We start from the raw sequence: 21,598 nt of genomic DNA on the forward strand, positions 1-21,598 counted from the left end.
TGCGCAGGAAAAATAATTCAAGGTAAGGCGCTCGATTGAGCAATAGCTGGCTATTGGGATTGAGAGCAACACAGCCTTGAGCTATTTTAACTAGTACAAGTGAGCAATAACTTAATGGGATTGGTATGACACTTTCTCAAGACAATAGTTTCCATACTTGGGACTAGACACTAAAAAAGGAACAAGGATGTTTCAAAAACGCACCTATCAACAATTTTTTTGTTTGAGCTTTTTAATATTCATATTACCCTGTGCACTTGCTCAGCAGATTACTTTGCAGACAACCGGGCAGACAACCGCCCAAAAAAAACCTCAGCTACAGCTTGCCACTAAATATCAGCAGAGCGCTGTTATTGAAGATTACTGGGTAAGTGAAAAGTTAGACGGTGTGCGTGGATACTGGACTGGACAACAACTATTAACCCGCAATGGCAATGCCTTGTCACCACCCCATTGGTTTGTTGAACATTGGCCTAAAATACCTATGGGGGGTGAACTTTGGAGCGGCCGGGGCCAATTTGAGCAAATCAGCGGCTGTGTTCGACGTAAGCATTCAACCGGAAAATGTTGGAAAAAGCTTAAATTAATGCTTTTCGACTTACCCAATCAAACCACTAATTTCACTGACCGTATTGCAACAATGAGACTATTGATAGCAAGTAATAGCTCGCCTTATCTAGCGATGATTAAGCAAGAAAAACTAGCAAGTAACACGGATTTATATACCCGATTGGATCACATTGTTGATAATAATGGTGAGGGCTTAATGCTGCATCTAGCATCTGCTAATTATCAAAGCGGGCGGAGCAAGAGCCTATTAAAACTAAAAATATATCAAGACGCAGAAGCGCTAGTCATTGCGCATACATTAGGCAAAGGAAAATACCAAGGTTTACTTGGCGCCGTTAAAGTAAAAACCCCAGAGGGTATTACTTTTAAAATAGGTACAGGTTTTTCTGATCAGCAGCGCCGGCAACCGCCAAAAATTGGCAGTATAATAACCTATAAATACATTGGTAAAACACAACGGGGTGTGCCAAAATTTGCTAGTTTTCTTCGCATTAAAAATCAACATTAGTGCTCACAAATTAACTTAACCAATCTAAGGCGTATTGAGTTATGGAGTTTCATTTATGGTTATCACTGGTGGTTATTTGTATTCTTGGAGCCCTATCGCCAGGTCCAAGCCTCGCTGTAGTGATTAAAAACACTTTAAATGGCGGTGCAGGCCAAGGTTATGCCACTGCCATCAGTCACGGCTTAGGGGTGGCGTTATACGCGGCAATAACCGCGACAGGTATTGGCTTACTTATTGTGCAATCGCCGATGTTGTTTTCAGCTATAAAATACGCGGGTGCAGCTTTTCTTTTGTACCTAGGTATTAAGGCGCTAATGAGTAAACAACAAAACATTCAGTTTGCCCAACAAGGTAAGACAGTAGACCCAGCCATTAACGGTTGGCGAGATGGCTTTTTAATTGCTTTTTTAAATCCTAAATTAGCGATTTTCTTTCTGGCTTTATTTAGTCAATTTGTTGATCCTGACGCAGGTTGGCAACAAAAAGTTGTGATGACCGCAACCGTTGGCATCATTGATACGCTCTGGTATATCATGATTGCTTTTATGATGTCACGTGGGCCTATTTTAGAAAAATTAAAAGCTAATAGTCACCTGGTCGACAAAGTCACTGGTAGCTTTTTAATTTTATTGGCCGCGCGCGTGGTGTTAAATTAAGACTACCTAAGGTGGACAAATATTTACTTTCTAAGATAAATGATAATAACCTTTGCTTGCGTCGTAAACTAGGCAAGTAAACTAGACAGAAAAATTGAAGTTTATGCTGTTGGTTTATATATAAAATACAAACATTTTAAACCTTTGCCTTGATGCGCTTCTTTAAATACTTCGGGTGTATTCAGTTGATATTGAAAAACGCACTCAGGGCATTCTCTAACAACTTCTGCCATTAAAAACTCGACATTAAGATCAGGGGAATTTAAGCACAACAGGACATCACCATTGTCTGACATTAGCTCAGGCAGGCGACGAATAATTTTCTTATAGTCTCTTGCAATATCGACACTACCTTTTTGAAACGATGGCGGATCACAGACCAATAACTGATACGGTCCATACCTTTTCAGCCGACCATAAGACTTAAAGATATCCACACCTTCAAAAATGACTTTACTGAGATCTTGTTGGTTTAAACGGTGGTTTTCTCGACCTTTAGTTAATGAGCTTTTACTCATATCAACATTCACCACTTTACTGGCGTTACCAGCCAATGCGGCAACCGAAAAAGCACAAGTGTAAGAGAATAAATTTAATACCTGTTTATTTTCACTATGCTTTTGAACCCAGTCTCGGCCATTACACATATCCAAAAACAAGCCTGAATTTTGCGCTTTACCTAAACTAATATGGTATTTCAAACCATACTCTACAGCACACAAGTTATTGATTTCCTGCCCCCAAAGCAACTCACATGGGGCAAATTGACGGCAGCGGTATTGCACTTGGATTGATTGACATTTATCAGTCAAGGTCTGTAAATTCGCTACTTGTTCTGCTAGCCAATTCGCTTCAACTTCTTGATATAAACTGATCAAAATCACCGGTTCAAACCAATCAACATTAACATGTGACAATGCGGGGTATGCATGGCCACGGCCATGAAATAATCGCTGGCTTGCACTAAAATCAGATGCGGAGATAAATTCAATCATTATAAGAAGCTCTAGCTAGAAAAAATAAGGCCGGATAATAACAAATTATCCGGCCTTAAGTATTATTTAACGTATTTTATTAGTCTTGCTTACCAAACGTTTAAAAGCCAAAGATGCTATAGCCAAAGAACTTTTGTACCACAGTATTGATAAAAATACCAAAAACGATGACGGGGATAAAAGTACCTAAAGAGAAGTTAATATACTTTTCTGCCCAAGAGCCGATGTAGTTTTTATTACCTATCGCTAGCTCTTCAGACAAATTAAGCTTCTTCCAACGATAACTGACAAATACACACAATAAAAAGCCATTTAAGGGTAAAATAGTATCGTAGAAAACATCATATACCACATCAAAAAATGACCGGACACCGCCGGCATATGAGGTAAACTCTGTAAAGAATGACACCATACCAAACGACAAAGTAGCAAAAATAGTTAGTAACCCAGCGCTCATCAATAATATTGATAGTGCTTTCTTACGACTGTGTTTTTTCTCTGTCACTAAATAAGAAACCGGCACCTCTAAAATTGATACTAATGAGGTAATGGCGGCAAAAAATACTAACGTAAAGAAAAATGCCGCAACAGCACTCGCACCGATGTAGCCAATTGAGCTTTGCAATGCTAAAAATATTTTAGGTAAAAAGGTAAAGATTAATGACACTGAACTATCACTTAATTCAGCCGGATTAACATTGGGGTTAAATGAAAATACCGCGGGTAAAATCATTAAGCCCGCGGTGAATGCCACCGCGGTATCAGTCAAGGCAACAAGCTTTGCCGAACCAACGATATCGGTTTTACGGTCAATATAAGAGCCATAAGTGATCAAAATACCCATACCTAAAGACAAGGAGAAAAACGCTTGTGATAACGCACCATTGATAACCGCTGGGGTAATTTTAGCAACATCAGGAATTAAAAAGAACTCAACACCTAAAAACGCATTCTCTAGTGTTAAAACATAGCCCACCATAATCAGTAGCATAATAAACAAAGTTGGCATCAATATTTTTGAAGCGCGTTCAATACCATCTTTAACACCGGCCACCAGAATAAAGTTAATAATCGCGGCTACCACAATCATGCCGACAAATAAGTAAGGACTATTAACAAACTCACCGAAGCCATTATTACTGGCTAAATAATCTAAGTTGCCTGATACGGTTAAAACAATATAGCCAAATATCCATACCGTTAACACCATATAAAATACGGCAATCATAAAGGGTGTTAACACGCCAAGAAAGCCTGCCGCGCCCCAAGCTTTACTACCACCGCTCAAGGCTTTATAAGCCCCAACGGGTTCTTTCGCCGTTTTGCGACCCACTGCCATTTCGGCAATCATCACAGGTAAACAGATAAGTAAAACAAAAACAGCGTACATTAATAAAAATGCACCACCACCGTTTTTGGCTGCATTGACTGGAAAGCCAACCAAATTACCAATACCAACTGCTGAACCAGCAGCGGCTAAAATGAACCCTAAGCGGGAACTAAAATGCTCTCTTTCTGTACTCATAAGTATCCTTCGTTGTATTTTTTTAGGGCTAATAATTATAATTTTTACTACACAGCGCCCGTTTTTATTGAGGTAACTTGTTTTTAAATAACCGACCGATGCTAGCAGGCTTCTTTAGTAAAGTCTTGTTTTTAAACGCAGCATTTATTGAGTAAAGTGTATAATATTTGTTGCAGCGGTTAAGCCGTATTAACCATAAAATTTTGCGTTCATAATATTGAGGATATTTTCTGTTTCTATTGTCGCAAAATTTGCTGCATCGTCTAAATCACCTGTTGATATGTTCAAGCTCTGACATAATCTTGCATTAAGACTATCATCGGAACTAAAAATATCAGGGTGACATGCGATTAATGCCAGTCTTGATGCTAAGTACAACACATTGACATCTTTATTGAGTTGAATATTATCGGCATTATTGTAGTGACGGATAGGTAAAATTATTTTTTCTGGCAGCTGCCAAATGTTAAGTAACTCAGCAGAAACTTCAGTGTAAGTAAAACCCAATACCTGTTGCTGTAGTTGCCACGGTAATACCTCAGCATTATAAGCTTCACACTGCTTTGCTAAGCCTGGCGAAATCTTTGCAACAATAAGTTCGCCAAAATTTTGTAATAAGCCGGCAACAAATAAGCGCTCTATATCTCGAATTCCAGCGGTAATCGCTAAGTTTTTTGTTACTAAGCCACAAAACACACTGATATACCAAAAGCGTTTCAAATCGATTGATTGGTTTGAAAAGTGCTTAAAAGCTGTTGCGGCCATATCGACTAACATCAGGTTATAAATGGCTTGCGTGCCGATAATAGTAATGGCACGTGAAATGGTACTTATCTCACCGGAAAAGCTGTAAATTGCACTATTGGAAATTTGTAACAAACGCGATGTCATCGAGGGATCAACACTGATCACATTGGCAAAGTCTTCTATCGTAGAACCTTCATCCTCCATCAAGGCTTTTATTTTAAAACACGCGTCGGGTAGCGCAAAAGACCCATTTGCTTGCTGGGCATATTCAAGAGCATTCATTAATTGATCATTTCCTTATTTAAGCGCCTAACGACCCTAGGTAAAGTTATCAGTATTTTCACTGCCCAAAGGTTGAACCAAAAAAATCGCCACTATGCCACTGTGGCCGCTCAACTTGGTTGGCAATCTCCAGACCTATCATCAGATTAACCAATGCAAAATTAGCCGCCGCTTGATAATTGATAGGTAAAGTGATTTCATCACTGTGTTGGTGGTAATGATTTTTCAAAAAGTTACCAAAGACCGCACCACCATCAATACTTGCATCAGTTGATTTAAAACCTGTCATCAAAAATACCGATGGAATGCCAACCTTAACAAAGCTGTAATGATCACTGCGGGTAAAAAGCGCCTGCTCTGGCATCGGGTCTTCACTCAGTTCTATATCGATTTTCTTTGCCGCTGTCGCGACAGTTTTCCCCATCGTTGAATGGGTAGAGCCAAAAGCGATAACATCGGCAAAAGGATATAAAATTAACGGCATATCTAAATTCACATTAGCGACTAATTGCGCCACTGGTATGGTGGGGTTATTGGCAAAGTAGCTCGAACCTAGCAAACCTTTTTCTTCGCCGGTCACAACAACAAACAACACTGAACGTTTTGGCTTTACTGGCATTTGTGCTAACAACCGCGCAGTTTCAAGTAAAATCGCCACACCCGAAGCATTATCTAAGGCACCATTGTTAATTGTGTCTTCATTGCCACTATCAGTGCTTATACCAATGTGGTCAAGGTGAGCACTAAATACAACATATTCGTTTTTTAATTTTTCATCACTGCCTGCAACTGCAGCGATTACATTAGGGCTGGTGAGCTGTTCGTGACGCGAGCGATTTTTCAAGGTCACTTGATAAGGCAAAGCAAAACCTTTAATGGTCTTATTATTAGTGTCGGCAGCATAAATATCAGCTAAGCTACTTGCTGCGCCTGTAAATAATACCTCGGCTGCCTCTTGCGCCACATAAGCTCCTGTTATAATCTTCGCTTGTTTACCAAATGGCATATCATCTTGCGTAAGCCAACTGACACTCGGCGCTTTTGCATATTGTGCCGCTTTTTCAAAACTGCGCACTTTTTCACGTTTTGGGCTGTGCAGGGTAATAAAACCAATAGCACCATGCTCTGCAGCATGTCGACTCTTCTCAGCATTTGAGCCAATATGCGCACCTTCTTCAGACGGTAAATCATCAGGTCGGCCAGTTAAAGCAACAACAATTTTGCCATTAACATCAATATTTTCATAATCGTTGTAACCAAACTCTGCAGATATAACCCCGTAACCAACAAACACGGTTGGGGCGGTAATCGCCGTTTTATTTTGAAAACTTGAGCCTGACATTAAAAAGTCTGTCAAAAAATTCAGTTCAACATCACCCTTTGAACCATGAATAATTGCTTGGGCAGAGCCGTCAATCAAATAACTTTTACGTAATCGAACTTGCTGCTCGAAACCACGATTGTCATCAGCAGTATTGGTCCCTTGTGGGGCCAAACCCAGTTGCTTAAAATAAGACTTTACATAGTTCGCAGAAATTTGATGGCCAGTACTGCCAGTGTCTCTACCCTCTAAGGTATCATCAGCAAGAAATTCTACATGGGCTTTAATATTTTCGGCATTAACCTGAAGTGATAAGTCTTTTAGGTTAATTTCTAAGGGCGCAGATGGCGGTTTGTTACAAGCAACTAAAGCCAGAACAGCAAAGGCAACTAAGCTCGATTTTTTGATTATCTTTAATGGGAGTATATTCATGATTTTTCATTAACCTCGACCAATTGGACACTTAAATTACTCGCTAATTGGGCAATTAATAAAGTCATTTGGTTGTATTATTTTATAATTACATCTTGGCCTATTTAGCAATATACCTCACTAAAATAAGCTAAAAATATTTCTAGACACTATATCGACTGTTATATCAAAAAACTAGTTCACCATGATAAAAGCCAACACTGGCTAAACTAAACGGCGTTAGTATATACCCGTTCCACTTTGTACTATCGTGCTTGTTAGTCGAAAATAGGTACACCCGAGTAGCGCTTTACATGCTCCATAACCACGTAAGTATGGGTTTGAGAAACTCCTGGCAACTCAACAATATTACCTAATAATATCCGATAGGCTTCCATATTTTCAAAACGTAATTTCACCAAATAATCAAAGCCTCCAACCACCATGTGACATTCAGCTACTTCTTTAATTTCAATAACCTGTGCACGAAATTTATTAAATATATCTGCGGTGGTACGATCAAGTGTCACTTGGATAAAAGCGGTCATACCGTATTTTAACTTACTGGCATTTAAAAAAGCACCATAGCGCTCGATATAGCCTTCTTGTTCAAGACGTTTTACACGTTCCAAGCAGGGGCTAGCGCTTAAATTGACTCGTTGTGCCAGTGTACTATTTGAAATTCGACCATTTTTTTGTAAAGCATCTAAAATAGTTAAATCGATACGGTCTAAGGTTTTGGGTTTACTCGTTGTCATTTTCAGTCAATTTTATGGTTAATCACTTTATTTACAGCATAAATTACCGCATAAACCAAAAAACTCCAACACATTAAAATTTTAGTTCATGTAATACCAGTGCCATTAAGTTTGTGATCTTGTTATGCGCAGGAAAAATAATTCAAGGTAAGGCGCTCGATTGAGCAATAGCTGGCTATTGGGAGTGAGAGCAACACAGCCTTGAGCTATTTTAACTAGTACAAGTGAGCAATAACTTAATGGGATTGGTATAAAAGCACATCATAAATAACAATCATAAAGAAAAATAATATTATCGCTAAGCTGAGATCTAAAAACCCACTCATAAGATAACAATGAGTGGGCTTTTTAGCGCATTTTTTCTTAAAAAATTAAACCTTATAGTTTAGCTTTCACTGAGCAAAAGACTGGCTATTTCTTCAGCTGGTAAGGGTTTAAAATAATAATAACCTTGACCATAAACACAGCCCATTGCTCTTAATAATTGCGCATCCGCTTCATGTTCAATACCTTCGCCCACCGTCGCCATATTTAAATTGGCCGCTAAATCAATAATGGTTTTAATGATCGCTTGATGATGACTTCTTTCGTGCACATTATTAATAAAAGAGCGATCAATCTTTATTACATCCATTGGAAAACGATGTAAATAGCTTAAACTCGAATAGCCGGTGCCAAAATCATCAAGTAAGATTTTCACACCCATTGCTTTCAATGCTCGCATATTGTCGAGCACCACATTACTATTGTCTAACAGCGCTCGCTCAGTCAATTCCACACGAATTTGATGTGGCTGCACGCCAGTTTTATTAATAATCGCTTGAATATCTTGCGGTAAATGTAAACTAAAAAAATGATTACAGTATAAATTACAACTAACGTAAAGCTGATCTGAGCCTAAACTCTGCTGCCACAGTTTTAGTTGTTGGCATGATTTTTCTAAAATTTGTAAATCAATCGCCATCACTAAATTGGTTTCTTCTGCTAGCGCAATAAAATCGTCTGGTAAAACAAAACCACGCTTATCACTCTGCCAGCGCGCCAAAGCTTCAAAGCCAACGATATCACCGTCAACGAGTTGTACTATAGGTTGAAAATAAGGGATGAATTCTTGGTTATCAATCCCTTCTCGAATATCTGTTTCCAATGACAAAGCATTTTGCATTTTTTTATGCATACTTGAATCAAAGACCTCAAAGCGTCCTTTACCGTTATTTTTTGCGTGGTACATCGCTATATCAGCATCTCTGAGCATAGAATCAGCACTGGTGTAGCGCTCATCATTAAATAACACCCCAATACTAGTACCTATAAATATGGTCTGATTTTCAATAATAAATGGTGAAGATAACAAAGTTGTTATCCGATCAGCAATTTCGTATATTCCTGCAGTGCTCTCTATACTTTCTATTAAAATAACAAATTCATCACCACCTAATCGCGCAACAGTATCATTACTTCTAACCACATCAATTAACGCTACAGCAATTTCTTTCAATAAAAGGTCACCCGCGTGATGCCCTAAATTGTCGTTGACTACTTTAAAGCGGTCTAAATCTAGGAAAAATACAGCAAATTTAAATTCTGGTCGCCGTTTATTACCAGCAATGGCATTATTTAAGACCTCAATAAATAATGCTCGATTAGGTAAGCCGGTGAGAATGTCGTGTGAGGCAGCATGCTGTAGTTGTTTCTCGGCTGCTTCACGCTGTTTTATTTCATCTTCTAAATCAGCAGTGCGCAGCTTTACTTGGTGCTCTAACAGCTCATGAGCTTTGCGCTCATCGTCAATAACTTTACGACGATTGATTGCTGATGCCACATGCCGTGAAACAAACCGCAATAACTCAGCATCTTGTTCAGTAAAATATATTGCTTGCTGATAACTTTGTAAAACCATAGCACCGAGCATTTCACCCGAATGAATTAATGGCACGCCAAGCCAAGATACAACTTCAGATCCTGGCTTAACAGTTTTACCTTGTTGATGTAAGGCCAGCATAGCTTGCTGATCCAGCAACACAGTTTCGCCACCTCTTAAAACTAATTCAGTGAAATGATTTGACAGTTTTCTTGGTTGATAATTTTCATTGGTATTATTACAGCCTTGATCGAGAAGATAAGCAAAAAACAGTTCATCTTCTACTGGATTATATTTAGCAATATAAAAATTTTCTGCATTAATTAACTGGCCAATAATGTTGTGCACCATATGATAAAAAGTATCAATATCTAAATCTGGATCATTGGTGAGTTCTGATATCCGATATAACGATTCTTGCAGTAGTTCTGCTTTCTCTCGATCGCGCATTTGTGCCATTAATTCTTTTGTACGTGCATTAACAGCGGCTTGTAAACGCTCTCGATCCTGTAAACGGGTTAATGCTATAACAATATGCTGAGCGGTAAATTCTAGTAAGTCTCGTTCAGACTCTTGATAACGCGTTGCTGCCGAGTAACTTTGCACCGCCATAACACCGATAACAAAACCATCATGTATTAAAGGTACACCAAGCCAATCGATGCTGTCGGCTCCAATAGATTTAATTTGTTTATCTTGGGCTAATTGTGCAATAACTTCTGGTGTTGCTAATAAAGCTTTACCGCTTTCAATAACATAATTTGTCATTGAGCCTTTAAAGTCATCAATTGGGTAAACACCCAAATCCATTTTGTCTTGCTCATCAATATGATAAACAATCTCTAAGGTAGATAATGTTTGTTCATATAACACGATGTAAAAGTTATTGGCACTCATCACTGTTGCAATCGCGTGATGAACTTGTTTGAAAAAGTCACTAAGGTCAACACAATCAATTGATAATTGGTTTAATGTCAATAAAGCGGTATAGCGGTCTTGAAGCTTTTGATATTTGTTTAGCAAAGTAAGAGATTCTTTTGCCGAATCTGCATTTGAATTGGCGAATGGATCTAATAAATCTAATGAATTTGTCAACTTTTACACCATACTGCACGATTAAATTTTTATTATGAGGCCTGTTCTATATCCCCATATTTTTAAAATACAAATTAAAGTAACAAAAAACAGGCAATACATATAGCTAAAACTTTGCTTTTATTGGTTAATTTTTTGAGACTCAACAACTTCTGTTTTATTGCCACAAACTCCAGCTTGTTTGTCGTCTCGATAATAACGAATATCAATACAGTCTTGTTGGTATCTGCGTTCCAATTCTGTGCGTATCAAAGGTTTATTTTTAGTGTTAATAATTTGTTGGTGCAATGACTGACATTGTTGCACTTGCTCTGCCGCTAACGTTACATCTTCACAAGCACTATTATTGCTACTACATGCTGAAAAAAATACCACGGAGGAAACTATCAAAGCCAAGTTTTTTATCATCTTACTTCTCTTTTATTTAACGAAAATTAATTAATAACTAATAATAACTAATGATGAAACGGTTATGAGCACTGAAATAACGCTAGGTCAGGTAAAAAATCTATAAGCTCAATAAACAGCAAATCATCTCACTTAGAGTAGTTAGCTTTATCAGCACCGAGAGTCAATTCGGCCACTTCCCTTTAGTTTGAGTAGATAACACTTGTTGTACTCATAAGAGGATCAGTTAGCGAAAATTATTTCAATAGGTATAATACCTAAAATAAAGATTAAGCATTAGGGGAATATTATGCAAGTACAAGTTATTGACTATCAGGCAAGTGATGCCGCAGAAAAATTTGTTGAGAGTTTACGCAATACTGGTTTTGGGGTCTTAACTAACCATCCAATTCAACAAGCTTTAGTTGATAAAATATATCAGGATTGGTATGTGTTTTTCTCACAAGAAGAAAAACAAGGCTTTGCTTTTGATGCTGAAAAGCAAGACGGTTATTTTGCCCCTGAAATATCAGAAACCGCCAAAGGTCATAACAAAAAAGATATTAAAGAATATTATCATGTTTATCCTTGGGGACGTATTCCAGAACAACTGAAAACTGATATTCTAAATTATTATAAAATGGCTTCAGATCTCGCCAGTGAGTTACTTGATTGGGTAGAAAAATATAGCCCACCAGAGGTCACTAAACACTATTCTGAGCCGCTGTCGCATATGATCAAAGATACGCCCAACACCTTGTTGCGTATTCTACATTATCCGCCGTTAAACGGCACAGAAGAGCCCGGTGCTATCCGAGCAGCAGCACACGAAGATATTAACCTACTGACTATTTTACCCGCAGCCAACGAGCCCGGTTTACAGGTACAAGCGCAAGATGGTGAATGGCTAGATGTACCGGCTGATTTTGGTCATTTAATTGTTAACATCGGTGATATGCTGCAAGAAGCATCGCAAGGCTATTTCCCATCAACCAGTCATCGAGTGATTAATCCAACGGGTGAAAATGCCGTTAAATCACGCATTTCTTTACCACTATTTTTGCACCCGCGTAACGAAGTGGTGTTGTCAGAAAAGCACACTCATGCCAGTTACTTATTAGAAAGATTAAAAGAGCTTGGCGTAAAGTAATACTAATACCAAGTTGATTAAATAGCTTAACTTAATAAAAAGCCATCACATTGTGATGGCTTTTTTAGTTCTAAGTTCTAACGATTAAGACATTATCCCTACAAGCTTTCACTCTTGATACTGTCTAACACTGGCGCCTGAGCTTGAGGCACTTTGCTCTTGCGCTGAAACAATGCTTTGATATCTTCAACAATAAGGTAGAGGCAAGGGATAAGTACTAGCGTTACTATGGTGGCAAATAACACCCCAAACGCTAGTGACACCGCCATTGGGATAACAATTTGTGCTTGCGCACTCACTTCAAAGAAGATAATCGGCACCAAACCAATAAAGGTGGTAATTGACGTTAGCATGATGGCTCTAAAGCGTTTACTACCCGCATGCATTACCGCATCTTTTAAGCGTTCACCGCGCTTTCTAGCGTTATTGACGTAGTCAACCATGACAAGCGAGTCATTCACCACCACGCCGGCTGCCGCTAGTATTCCCATAACAGATAAAGCACTTAAGTCCATCCCTAAAATAAAGTGGCCAATAACCGCGCCAATAATACCAAAGGGAATAACCACCATAATCATCAGCGCCTGTGAGTATGATTTTAACGGTATTGCTAGCAATGAGAATATAATCATTGCTGAGATAACAAAGTCGCGTAATTGATCATCGGCACTATCCATTTCTTCTTGAATACTGCCGGTCACTTCACTGTTAACTTGTGGATATTTCTTGAGTAATTCTGGCATAAAATTATCTTGAATATCATTAGCGACTTTAAACGGCTCAACCTGGTCCGCATCAACACTGGCCCAAACGTTAATGGTACGATTACCATTTTCACGACGGATCCTTGTTACACCGTCTTGTAGCGTAATAACCGCCAGTTCAGATAGCGGTAATTCCGCACCATTAGGCGCTTGTATCATCACATCATCAACATGACCCACAGAGCTGCGTTGCTCAAGCGGGTATCGCACCATGACTTTTACTTCTTCACTGTCACGTAAAATGCGCTGCGCTTCTAAACCATAAAAGCTATAACTCACTTGTGAGGCAATGTCAGCTAACGTTAAATTCAAGCTAGACGCTAACGGTTTCAAGTCAAATTGCACCTCTTTAGCACTGGTTTGGCGGCTGTCATTGACATCGCCAATGCCTTTGAGCGAGTTAAGCTTAATTTTTAATTCTTTTGCTGCTGCTAGTAATTCTGCATCATTTTGACTTTCTAATCTGAAAGCAATATCACCATCATCTCGGCCGCCACCAAATAAGTTGTCACCTATGGTGAATGATTTAACACCAGGATAATTTGGAATAGCTTTACGCCATAAATTAGCCAGTTCAAAGGTATCCATGGGGCGTAATTCAGGTACCACTAACTTCACCATTATCTGACCACTGGTTCTGCTGCGCAAATCAACCTGCATATCAGAGATCATTGAATTACCATATTTTTCTGCAATCTCTTGATCAACGCGATTAATAACCCCTTGAATATTTAACAAGGTATCTAAGGTCGCTTTTTCAGAAGCGTCGACATTCATTTCGACAGTAATACGCGGAAAATCATGTGGAATTTTAGGCTGACCAACAAAGCGAACGAAACCACCACTAAACAAGCCAGCACTAATGAGCATTAAACTGATAAAAAACATTAATACCCCATAACGATATTGAATAAATATCGCTAAAGCTGGGCTATACACATGTTCAATAAAGCTTTTTAACTTGCTATCAATCGATGCGCGTAATCTATCAATCGGGTTTTTAGGGTTAAACGCTTTCATTTTCATTTTAACTAAATGCGCAGGCAAAATAAGTTTAGATTCAACCAAAGAAAAAATTAAGCACAAAATAACCACAGAGCCAATAGCTTTACCAAAAGCTGAAGACGGCCCTTCGCCAAAAAGAAAGGGTAGAAATACCGCAATCGTTGTTAAAACACCAAAAGTGGCTGGCATAGCAACACGCTTAACACCACGAATAACATTGTCGGTACTATGGCCATGCTCTTCAATTTCTTCGTGGGCACTTTCCCCCATAACAATGGCGTCATCAACCACGATACCTAGTACTAAAATGAAGGCGAACAAGCTAATAACATTAATGGTGACATTAATAAACTCAAGCGGCATAACGAATAAGGTGCCAAGGAAACACACCGGTAATCCCATCATGACCCAAAAAGCCAAACGCACACGTAGAAATAGTGCCAACATTAAAAATACCAACACAGCACCACTTTTCATGTTGTCTACCATCATGTTTAAGCGACCTTCGAGGTAGTAGGTCATATCAACCCAAGTTTCTAACTTAACCCCTGCTGGTAATATCGCTGATTTTTCTTCAACATATTTTTTTACCACATCGGCAATATCGGTAATGCTTTGGTTGTCTGCGGCGCCGATAAATAAAGTGACTGAATTTTTACCGTTGAACTTAGAGTATTGTAAGCCTTCTTCAAAGCCATCAATAATAGTGGCAATTTCGCCTAACATAATGCGCGTGCCATCAGCTAAAGTCACCACAGGAATTTGTTCAAACTCATAGCCTCGATAAGCCTGATTTTCTACCCGTAGATTAATGTAACCATTTTCTGCACGAATTTGCCCTGCTGACATATTACGAGAATAACTGCGCACCGCATTGGCAATATCGTTAAAACTTAATCCGTACTCGCGTAGTTTATCCTTGCTAACTTCAATAGAAATTTCGTAATCTAAACCGCTAAATAAATCAGAGATATTAACCGCAGGGAGTTGCTGAATTTCATTATGGACTTTACGGCCAAGCTCTTTCAGTTCGCCGTTGGTTAAATTGCCATATAAACTCAGATACATCACTTCTTGACGGAATTTTTCACGCTCAACTTTGATCCGCTCCATGCCATCAGGGAAGCTAGAAATTGAGTCTATTGCCGATTTAACCTCTTCCAACACAACCTGTGGATCGTAATCTAGCTCGACTTCAAACCAGCCGTTAGAGAAGTTACGATTTGAATAGGTAATAACACGCTTAAGTCCTTGAACTGTGTCCAAGGCCTCTTCAATTTTAATCGTGATTCCTTCTTCAACTTCTTGCGGCGCGGCTCCAGGATATGGCGCCGTGTAAGAAATCCAATTGATCTTAACTTGCGGAAACATTTGTTTGTTAATCGTTTGAATGGTCAGTAAACCACCCACTACAATGAAAATCATCAATAAGTTGGCGGCGACACTATTACGAGCAAACCAAGCTATAATGCCGCTATGAGTGTCAATGCTATGATCAATTTCAGCCGGTTTTTTAGACTTAAGCGTGCTCATGGTTATTCCCCTGAATCACTGTTGTTTAGTGCAACTTGTGACTCACTGGTTTTAACATCAACATACTTTTCACTATTTTGTTGCTCCTCGTCACTAATTAATGCCAGTTGCATTCCGTCAACGGGGTAATCTAGCGCTGAGACGATCAATTGGTCACCCGTGGCTAAACCATCTGAAATAATGATATTTTCACCATCTTCGCGCACAATTTTTACGCTTGAGTAGTGTAGTTTAGATTCACTGTCCAACAGCGCAACGCGACTATTTTCAACTAAATAACGCGGCACGCTAGCCGCTTGTGCTATGGCTACCCCTACAATTTTAGCCTTAACATAAGCACCAAAGCGTAGCGGCGTTTTTTGATTTTGATTAGACAAAGCGTAAGGGTCAAAAATTTCAGCCACTAGATAACTCATGCGACTTTGACTATCAATAACCCCTTCACTACGGGCAATTTTCGCCGCCCATAAAGTTTCACGGCCAGCAAATGTACCGGTTAGATTAACCCTTGCATCTTTACCTTGGGCAATCAAAAACTCTAATTGATTATCAGCAACAGGTAAACGTACTTCAGCAATGGCCGTACCGAGTAATTTACCCATCATACTGCCGGTGCCAACAAACGAACCTAAGCCAACATTGCGGCTGTCGATCATCGCATCATAAGGTGCTCTAATTTCGGTGCGTTCTAAATTACGTTTAGCACGTAAGATAAACGCTTGGGCAGATTTTACGCGCGCTATTTCTTGGGCTAATTGTGGTTTACGTAAACTCAACGCCGTAGGTGCAGCGTCAGTAATACGTTGCCATTCTTGCTTGGCAACTTGTCCTTGTGCACGTTCCTGTTCTAAGGATGCCTGTGCTGATGCCATGGTGGCTTGGGCTTCAATAAGTGCTGCTTGGTAATCGCTAGGATCTATACGGGCCAGTAGTTGACCTTGCTGAACAAAACCACCACGAACAAATTTTTCTGACAACTCAACAACTTCCCCGCTAACCTGGGCAACTATTTCCGTTTCATATTTTGGTTTAACCACACCGTATGAATCTACCAATAAAGTCATTGGTGCAAGTGCAATCGCTTCAACAGCAACGATAGGGGTATTATCAACGACTGCTTTTTCTTCTGGAGGTTTTTTCATACTTGAAAATAAAAAGAAAATCAAAAAGCCAGCGATTAATATGACAATAGGTATAATTATTTGTTTTTTCCGTGTCACGATTACGTCCTCGTAGAGTCTAAATGTTTGTAATTTTTAGTTTAATTGCCAACAGGATACAGAAGTTACTACCGACAAAAACTAACAAAGTTGTAAATGCTTGTTACAAAATTCGCGCCGCTTTTTAAAGTTGCTAAAATTATAATAAAATAACATTATATAACAAGCGCTTGAAATGTTTTATTGTTATAAAAAGACAAATAGAAGCTCAAACGAGTAGTGACTTTAATAACATTTTGGCTTTTTTCACTATTAATTAAACTTTTATAAAAGTTATTAGTCGAAATAACTAATACAAGAATAACCACTAAACAAGTGCCACAAAAAACAAGTGCCACAAAAGTGACTTTAAGCGCCATCACTTAACAAGTGACCCGCAAAATATCAACGCCGGTATTACACGCGATGATTGAAAAACCATTAGCATTAATACATTCAAAAAAGTATAAAAGATCACACATAGCAAAAAGTATAAAGCTAAAACTAACCACTATTAGCACATCAGCACTTGTCGCTGGCTTAATTAACAGCAACCAATGCCCTTAAGTTAAGCTGTGCATAGGCATGGTTACACTTTCTTATCAAGATAGTTAATTTAAGCACTTGTACCTGAAAATAAAGACAGTATACCCGTTTCATTAATTATCTGGTCTACTTTATACGCAGGGGGGAACAGTCAAATACAAGACATTTATTTTAATAACTCGTTGTTCAGCTTATTAGCGCCTGCATTGCCTAATAAGCTGCATTCATACAGCGATAATGATTAAATAAATAACGCCGTAGTGGCTTGTTTTAACCAGGTGAAATGATCAAATAATTAGTGGGATTGGTATTAGTATTAGTATTAGTATTAGTATTCATCAAGAACAAGGAGGTAATTTATGTTGTCAAAAATCAGTGCATTTTTCCAATTATTAGGCGAAGAAAATAACCAGCAAGCAAACGAGTTGAGCTTAGAAATTGCCTGTAGTGTCTTATTATGCGAAGTCATGCTTGCCGATGGCCGGCTTGATAAAGCTGAACAACAAAAACTCAATGATATTATTGCTAGCCAATTTCAATTAACCCGTGATGAAGTCACTGAGATCATAAAGCACTCACTCTTACTTTGTGAACACACCACTGATTTTTATCAATTTACCTCTAAAATCAACGAAAACTACAGCCCTGAACAGCGGGTAAAAATGCTAGAGCTTTTATGGCAGGTCGCTTATGCCGATGGCGAACTCGCTAGCATTGAGGATTATACCAATCCCATTAAGTTATTGCTCACTTGTACTAGTTAAAATAGCGCAAGGCTGTGTTGCTCTCACTCCCAATAGCCAGCTATTGCTCAATCGTGCGCCTTACCTTGAATTATTTTTCCTGCGCACAACAAGATCACAAACTTAATGGAACTGGTATTATTCGTAAAATTGCTGATTTATTACATTTACGACACAGCGAATATATTCAAACTAAACTAAATATGCAATCAAAGGCAGCACAACTCAATAAAAATTAGTCCCAGCATTGAAAGTTATAGTTAACTTGCCGCCAAATCGGTTATTATAGCCGCAAGTTAACTGACCTCAAGAATTCACATGGCAAGCATCGGCAAATACAATACCCTTCCTGTAGTAGCAATTACTGACAATGGCGCATATTTAAACGCAAATGAATTAGGAGAACTGCTATTACCTAATCGCTTTATGCCTGAAAATTGCCAAGTGGGTAGCGAAGTTAAGGTTTTTATCTATGCAGATACTGCAGATAGAATCGTAGCAACAACAGAAAAGCCATTAGCGGAAGTTGATGAATTTGTCTCGTTAAAAGTTAGCCAAGTCAATAAAATGGGTGCCTTTCTAGATTGGGGCTTACCTAAAGATTTACTAGTACCTTATAACCAACAACATACCCCGATGGAAACCGGCAAGTATTATCTCGTTAGGATCTTTCTCGATCTTAAAACTGATCGTTTAGTGGCCTCAAGTAAGCTAGATAAGTTTATTGATATTTGGCCGGCTGAATATCAAAAATGGGATAAAGTCACCTTAACCATTGCCACGAAAACCGACTTAGGGTTTAAAGCCATTATTAATGACCTGCACTGGGGCTTACTTTACGATAATGAAATATTTAAACCGCTACGTACCGGTAAAAAAATAACCGGTTATATCAAGCAAGTACGTGAAGATGGCCGTATTGACTTATCATTAACCCGCCCAGGCGAAGGCAAAGTTAACGACTTTAGTGAGGTATTATTAGCCCATATTGCCGAGCACGACGGCTTTAGCCCGTTACATGATAAAAGTGATCCAGAATTGATCAAGCGCATTTTAGGGGTCAGTAAAAAAACCTTTAAAGCCACCGTAGGTAATTTAATGAAAAACGGTAAAATTACTATTGAAGCGAATGGCATTCGTCTAAAAGACGCTTAATTCTTTTCAATTATTTAGAAACAAAAAAAAGCCCAAAAGGGCTTTTTTTATGTCTCAAAAATACTTAACTTAGTGTTTTACAGACCCATTATTGCGTGCCGCCCACTGTCATTTGATCAATTTTTAAGGTCGGTTGACCAACACCAACTGGTAAGCTTTGGCCGTCTTTACCACAAACCCCAACGCCAGCATCTAGTTTCAAGTCATTACCCACCATACTCACGTTTTTCATCGCTTCAGGGCCACTGCCAATTAAGGTCGCGCCTTTTATTGGTGAAGTAATCTCGCCATTTTCAATTAAATACGCTTCTGAGCTAGTGAAAACAAATTTACCCGAGGTAATATCAACCTGGCCACCGGCAAAGTTGGGTGCGTAAATACCTTTTTTAACTGATTTGATAATATCTGCAGGCTTATGTTCACCTGCTAACATATAAGTATTGGTCATGCGCGGCATAGGTAAGTGTGCATAAGATTCACGTCGACCATTACCAGTAGGCTTTACGCCCATTAAACCGGCATTATGCTTGTCTTGCATATAACCTTTGAGTACGCCTTTTTCAATAAGCACATTGTATTGCCCTGGCGTGCCTTCGTCATCAATACTGATTGAACCACGACGATTTGCCATCGTGCCATCATCAACAATAGTACATAAGTCAGAGGTAACTTTTTGTCCAATTTTTCCGGAAAATGCTGAAGAGCCTTTACGGTTAAAGTCACCTTCTAAACCATGGCCAACCGCTTCATGTAATAATACCCCTGGCCATCCGGCACCAAGCACTACGGGTAATAATCCTGCTGGTGAATCAATAGCCACTAGGTTAACTAACGCTTGGCGCACGGCTTCTTCTGCATAAGCTAGGTAACGTGGTTTATTATGTTCTAACTCAAAGAAATAACTATAGTCTGTTCGCGCACCACCACCGGAACTTGCGCGCTCTCGCTTACCATTTTCTTCAACTAACACCGAACAATTAAGTCGTACTAATGGTCTTATATCAGTAGCATAAGTGCCATCGCTGGCTGCAACCAAGATTTTTTCATAAATACCTGACAAGTTAACAATCACTTGTTTAACCCGTTTATCGACACTACGCGCATGAGCCTCAACTTCGTGTAATAAAGTTATTTTTTGTTCTTGAGGCAAACTAGCAAGTGGGTCCAGCGCCTTATATTGAGCCGAGTTTTGCTGCATTTTTTTGCCATCAAAAACTTGCACTCGCGCAGACTTTTCTGCATTAGCAATACCTTTTGCGGCATTAGCCGCTTTTTTTAATGCGGCTGGCGAAATATCATCAGAGTAGGCAAAGCCGGTTTTTTCACCTGATATAGCGCGCACACCGACACCACGTTCGATGTTATAAGAGCCTTCTTTGACTATACCGTCTTCCAACATCCATGATTCATGGCTACTGGACTGAAAATATAAATCGGCTAAATCGACTTTACGTTGGAAAATGTTATCCAAGGTATCCATCAGCATACTTTGATCAATTTCACTATTGGCTAAAAGCTCTATCTCAACATTATTCATACGACATCAACTTATTTTTAAAACGATTATGAGTGGCAACAGGCATAGCTTTACGCACCTTGTCTAATTCTTGTTCTTGGTAATCAGCACAAATAATACCTTTTGAGGTATCAAGCTGAGTCAGTATTTCGCCCCATGGACTAATAATCATACTGTGGCCCCAAGTTTCCCGACCATTTAAATGCACACCTTCTTGCCCTGCGGCAATAATATAAACTTGATTTTCAATCGCACGCGCCTGCAGTAATGTTTGCCAGTGCGCCGCGCCGGTTACCCGGGTAAAAGCACTGGGTACAGTAATAATTTTTGCCCCTTGCTGACATAACTGGCGAAATAATTCTGGAAAACGCAAATCATAACAAATCGTCAAGCCAACATTGAGCCCAGCAACATCCACCACGCTAACACGGTCGCCAGCTTTGACATAACGAGATTCACAGTAATTTTTTTCGTTATCTTGCACCGCAACATCGAACAAATGAATTTTATCATAACTCGCTAGTTCTTGGCCTTCAGGGGAAAAGACAAAACAACTGTTAGTAAATTTTTCTGGCTGGTTTGATAGTACTGGAATACTGCCCGCGACAAGAAAAACATTATATTTCATGGCAAGTTTTCCAAGCTGATTTTTTAGCTCATTGCTCTCTTGGTTTTCTTTGGCTAACGCCAGTTGAGCTTTATCTTTACCACCGAAAAACAAACAGCATTCAGGCAACAAAACCAATTGTTGCTGCGCTTGTTCCAGGGTGGCTAATTGCTGTTCAATATCAGCAATATTGTCTTCAACACGAGTATTGGAAGACATTTGTATCGCACAAAGTTGCATTATTTTATTGCTCATTATCATTCA

Annotated in this window: 16 protein-coding genes; 5 read left to right on the plus strand and 11 right to left on the minus strand. The window is 39.1% G+C overall.

Annotated elements, in window-relative coordinates:
- Positions 1 to 187: 187 nt before the first annotated feature.
- On the plus strand, positions 188 to 1,078 hold the full coding sequence (locus ESZ39_RS07315; RefSeq protein ID WP_146879259.1) for a DNA ligase: 891 nt from the start codon (positions 188 to 190) through the stop codon (positions 1,076 to 1,078).
- A 41-nt stretch (positions 1,079 to 1,119) separates the two neighbouring features.
- Positions 1,120 to 1,734 (plus strand): LysE family translocator, encoded by a 615-nt coding sequence (locus tag ESZ39_RS07320; protein WP_146879260.1) that lies wholly within the window; start codon positions 1,120 to 1,122, stop codon positions 1,732 to 1,734.
- Positions 1,735 to 1,835: 101 nt separating this feature from the next.
- Here ESZ39_RS07320 and ESZ39_RS07325 read toward each other — a convergent pair whose 3' ends face one another.
- The 7 genes from ESZ39_RS07325 to ESZ39_RS07355 all read right to left on the minus strand — a co-directional run bounded on the left by ESZ39_RS07325 (position 1,836) and on the right by ESZ39_RS07355 (position 11,137).
- Positions 1,836 to 2,729, minus strand: coding sequence for a class I SAM-dependent methyltransferase (locus tag ESZ39_RS07325; RefSeq protein WP_146879261.1), 894 nt, complete (start codon positions 2,727 to 2,729; stop codon positions 1,836 to 1,838).
- Between the two features lie 100 nt (positions 2,730 to 2,829).
- A complete protein-coding gene (locus tag ESZ39_RS07330) occupies positions 2,830 to 4,254 on the minus strand; it encodes a sodium-dependent transporter (protein ID WP_146879262.1) in 1,425 nt (474 codons plus the stop codon).
- A gap of 189 nt (positions 4,255 to 4,443) precedes the next feature.
- On the minus strand, positions 4,444 to 5,283 hold the full coding sequence (locus ESZ39_RS07335) for an HDOD domain-containing protein (protein WP_146879263.1): 840 nt from the start codon (positions 5,281 to 5,283) through the stop codon (positions 4,444 to 4,446).
- Positions 5,284 to 5,341: 58 nt separating this feature from the next.
- Complete coding sequence (locus ESZ39_RS07340; RefSeq protein ID WP_146879264.1) at positions 5,342 to 7,036, minus strand: M28 family metallopeptidase; 1,695 nt, start codon at positions 7,034 to 7,036, stop codon at positions 5,342 to 5,344.
- A 257-nt stretch (positions 7,037 to 7,293) separates the two neighbouring features.
- Positions 7,294 to 7,773, minus strand: a complete 480-nt coding sequence (locus ESZ39_RS07345; protein WP_146879265.1) for a winged helix-turn-helix transcriptional regulator — start codon at positions 7,771 to 7,773, stop codon at positions 7,294 to 7,296.
- A gap of 385 nt (positions 7,774 to 8,158) precedes the next feature.
- On the minus strand, positions 8,159 to 10,729 hold the full coding sequence (locus ESZ39_RS07350) for an EAL domain-containing protein (protein ID WP_223270282.1): 2,571 nt from the start codon (positions 10,727 to 10,729) through the stop codon (positions 8,159 to 8,161).
- Positions 10,730 to 10,849: 120 nt separating this feature from the next.
- A complete protein-coding gene (locus ESZ39_RS07355; protein WP_146879266.1) occupies positions 10,850 to 11,137 on the minus strand; it encodes a hypothetical protein in 288 nt (95 codons plus the stop codon).
- A 289-nt stretch (positions 11,138 to 11,426) separates the two neighbouring features.
- On the opposite strand from ESZ39_RS07355, the gene ESZ39_RS07360 reads away from it, so the two are divergent.
- A complete protein-coding gene (locus ESZ39_RS07360) occupies positions 11,427 to 12,266 on the plus strand; it encodes a 2OG-Fe(II) oxygenase family protein (RefSeq protein WP_146879267.1) in 840 nt (279 codons plus the stop codon).
- A 98-nt stretch (positions 12,267 to 12,364) separates the two neighbouring features.
- Here ESZ39_RS07360 and ESZ39_RS07365 read toward each other — a convergent pair whose 3' ends face one another.
- Together ESZ39_RS07365 and ESZ39_RS07370 are read right to left on the minus strand one after the other, a co-directional pair.
- Positions 12,365 to 15,568 carry an efflux RND transporter permease subunit gene (locus ESZ39_RS07365; protein ID WP_146879268.1) on the minus strand — a complete coding sequence of 1,068 codons (3,204 nt, stop codon included), beginning with the start codon at positions 15,566 to 15,568 and terminating at the stop codon, positions 12,365 to 12,367.
- A 2-nt stretch (positions 15,569 to 15,570) separates the two neighbouring features.
- Entirely contained in the window at positions 15,571 to 16,788 is a 1,218-nt protein-coding gene (locus ESZ39_RS07370; protein ID WP_146879269.1) for an efflux RND transporter periplasmic adaptor subunit, read from the minus strand.
- 884 nt (positions 16,789 to 17,672) lie between these two features.
- Here ESZ39_RS07370 and ESZ39_RS07375 point away from each other — a divergent pair.
- Both ESZ39_RS07375 and ESZ39_RS07380 read left to right on the plus strand, forming a co-directional pair.
- Positions 17,673 to 18,077 carry a TerB family tellurite resistance protein gene (locus tag ESZ39_RS07375; RefSeq protein ID WP_146879270.1) on the plus strand — a complete coding sequence of 135 codons (405 nt, stop codon included), beginning with the start codon at positions 17,673 to 17,675 and terminating at the stop codon, positions 18,075 to 18,077.
- Positions 18,078 to 18,374: 297 nt separating this feature from the next.
- Positions 18,375 to 19,211, plus strand: coding sequence for a S1 RNA-binding domain-containing protein (locus ESZ39_RS07380; RefSeq protein WP_146879271.1), 837 nt, complete (start codon positions 18,375 to 18,377; stop codon positions 19,209 to 19,211).
- A gap of 88 nt (positions 19,212 to 19,299) precedes the next feature.
- Here ESZ39_RS07380 and tldD read toward each other — a convergent pair whose 3' ends face one another.
- Positions 19,300 to 20,748: a metalloprotease TldD gene (gene tldD / locus ESZ39_RS07385; RefSeq protein ID WP_146879272.1), complete on the minus strand. Its 1,449-nt coding sequence runs from the start codon at positions 20,746 to 20,748 to the stop codon at positions 19,300 to 19,302.
- Positions 20,741 to 21,589: a carbon-nitrogen hydrolase family protein gene (locus tag ESZ39_RS07390; RefSeq protein WP_223270283.1), complete on the minus strand. Its 849-nt coding sequence runs from the start codon at positions 21,587 to 21,589 to the stop codon at positions 20,741 to 20,743. The genes tldD and ESZ39_RS07390 overlap by 8 nt, the downstream gene beginning before the upstream one ends.
- Positions 21,590 to 21,598 lie beyond the last annotated feature (9 nt).

Source organism: Colwellia sp. C1TZA3, from assembly GCF_007954265.1.
Taxonomy (GTDB): Bacteria; Pseudomonadota; Gammaproteobacteria; order Enterobacterales; family Alteromonadaceae; genus Cognaticolwellia.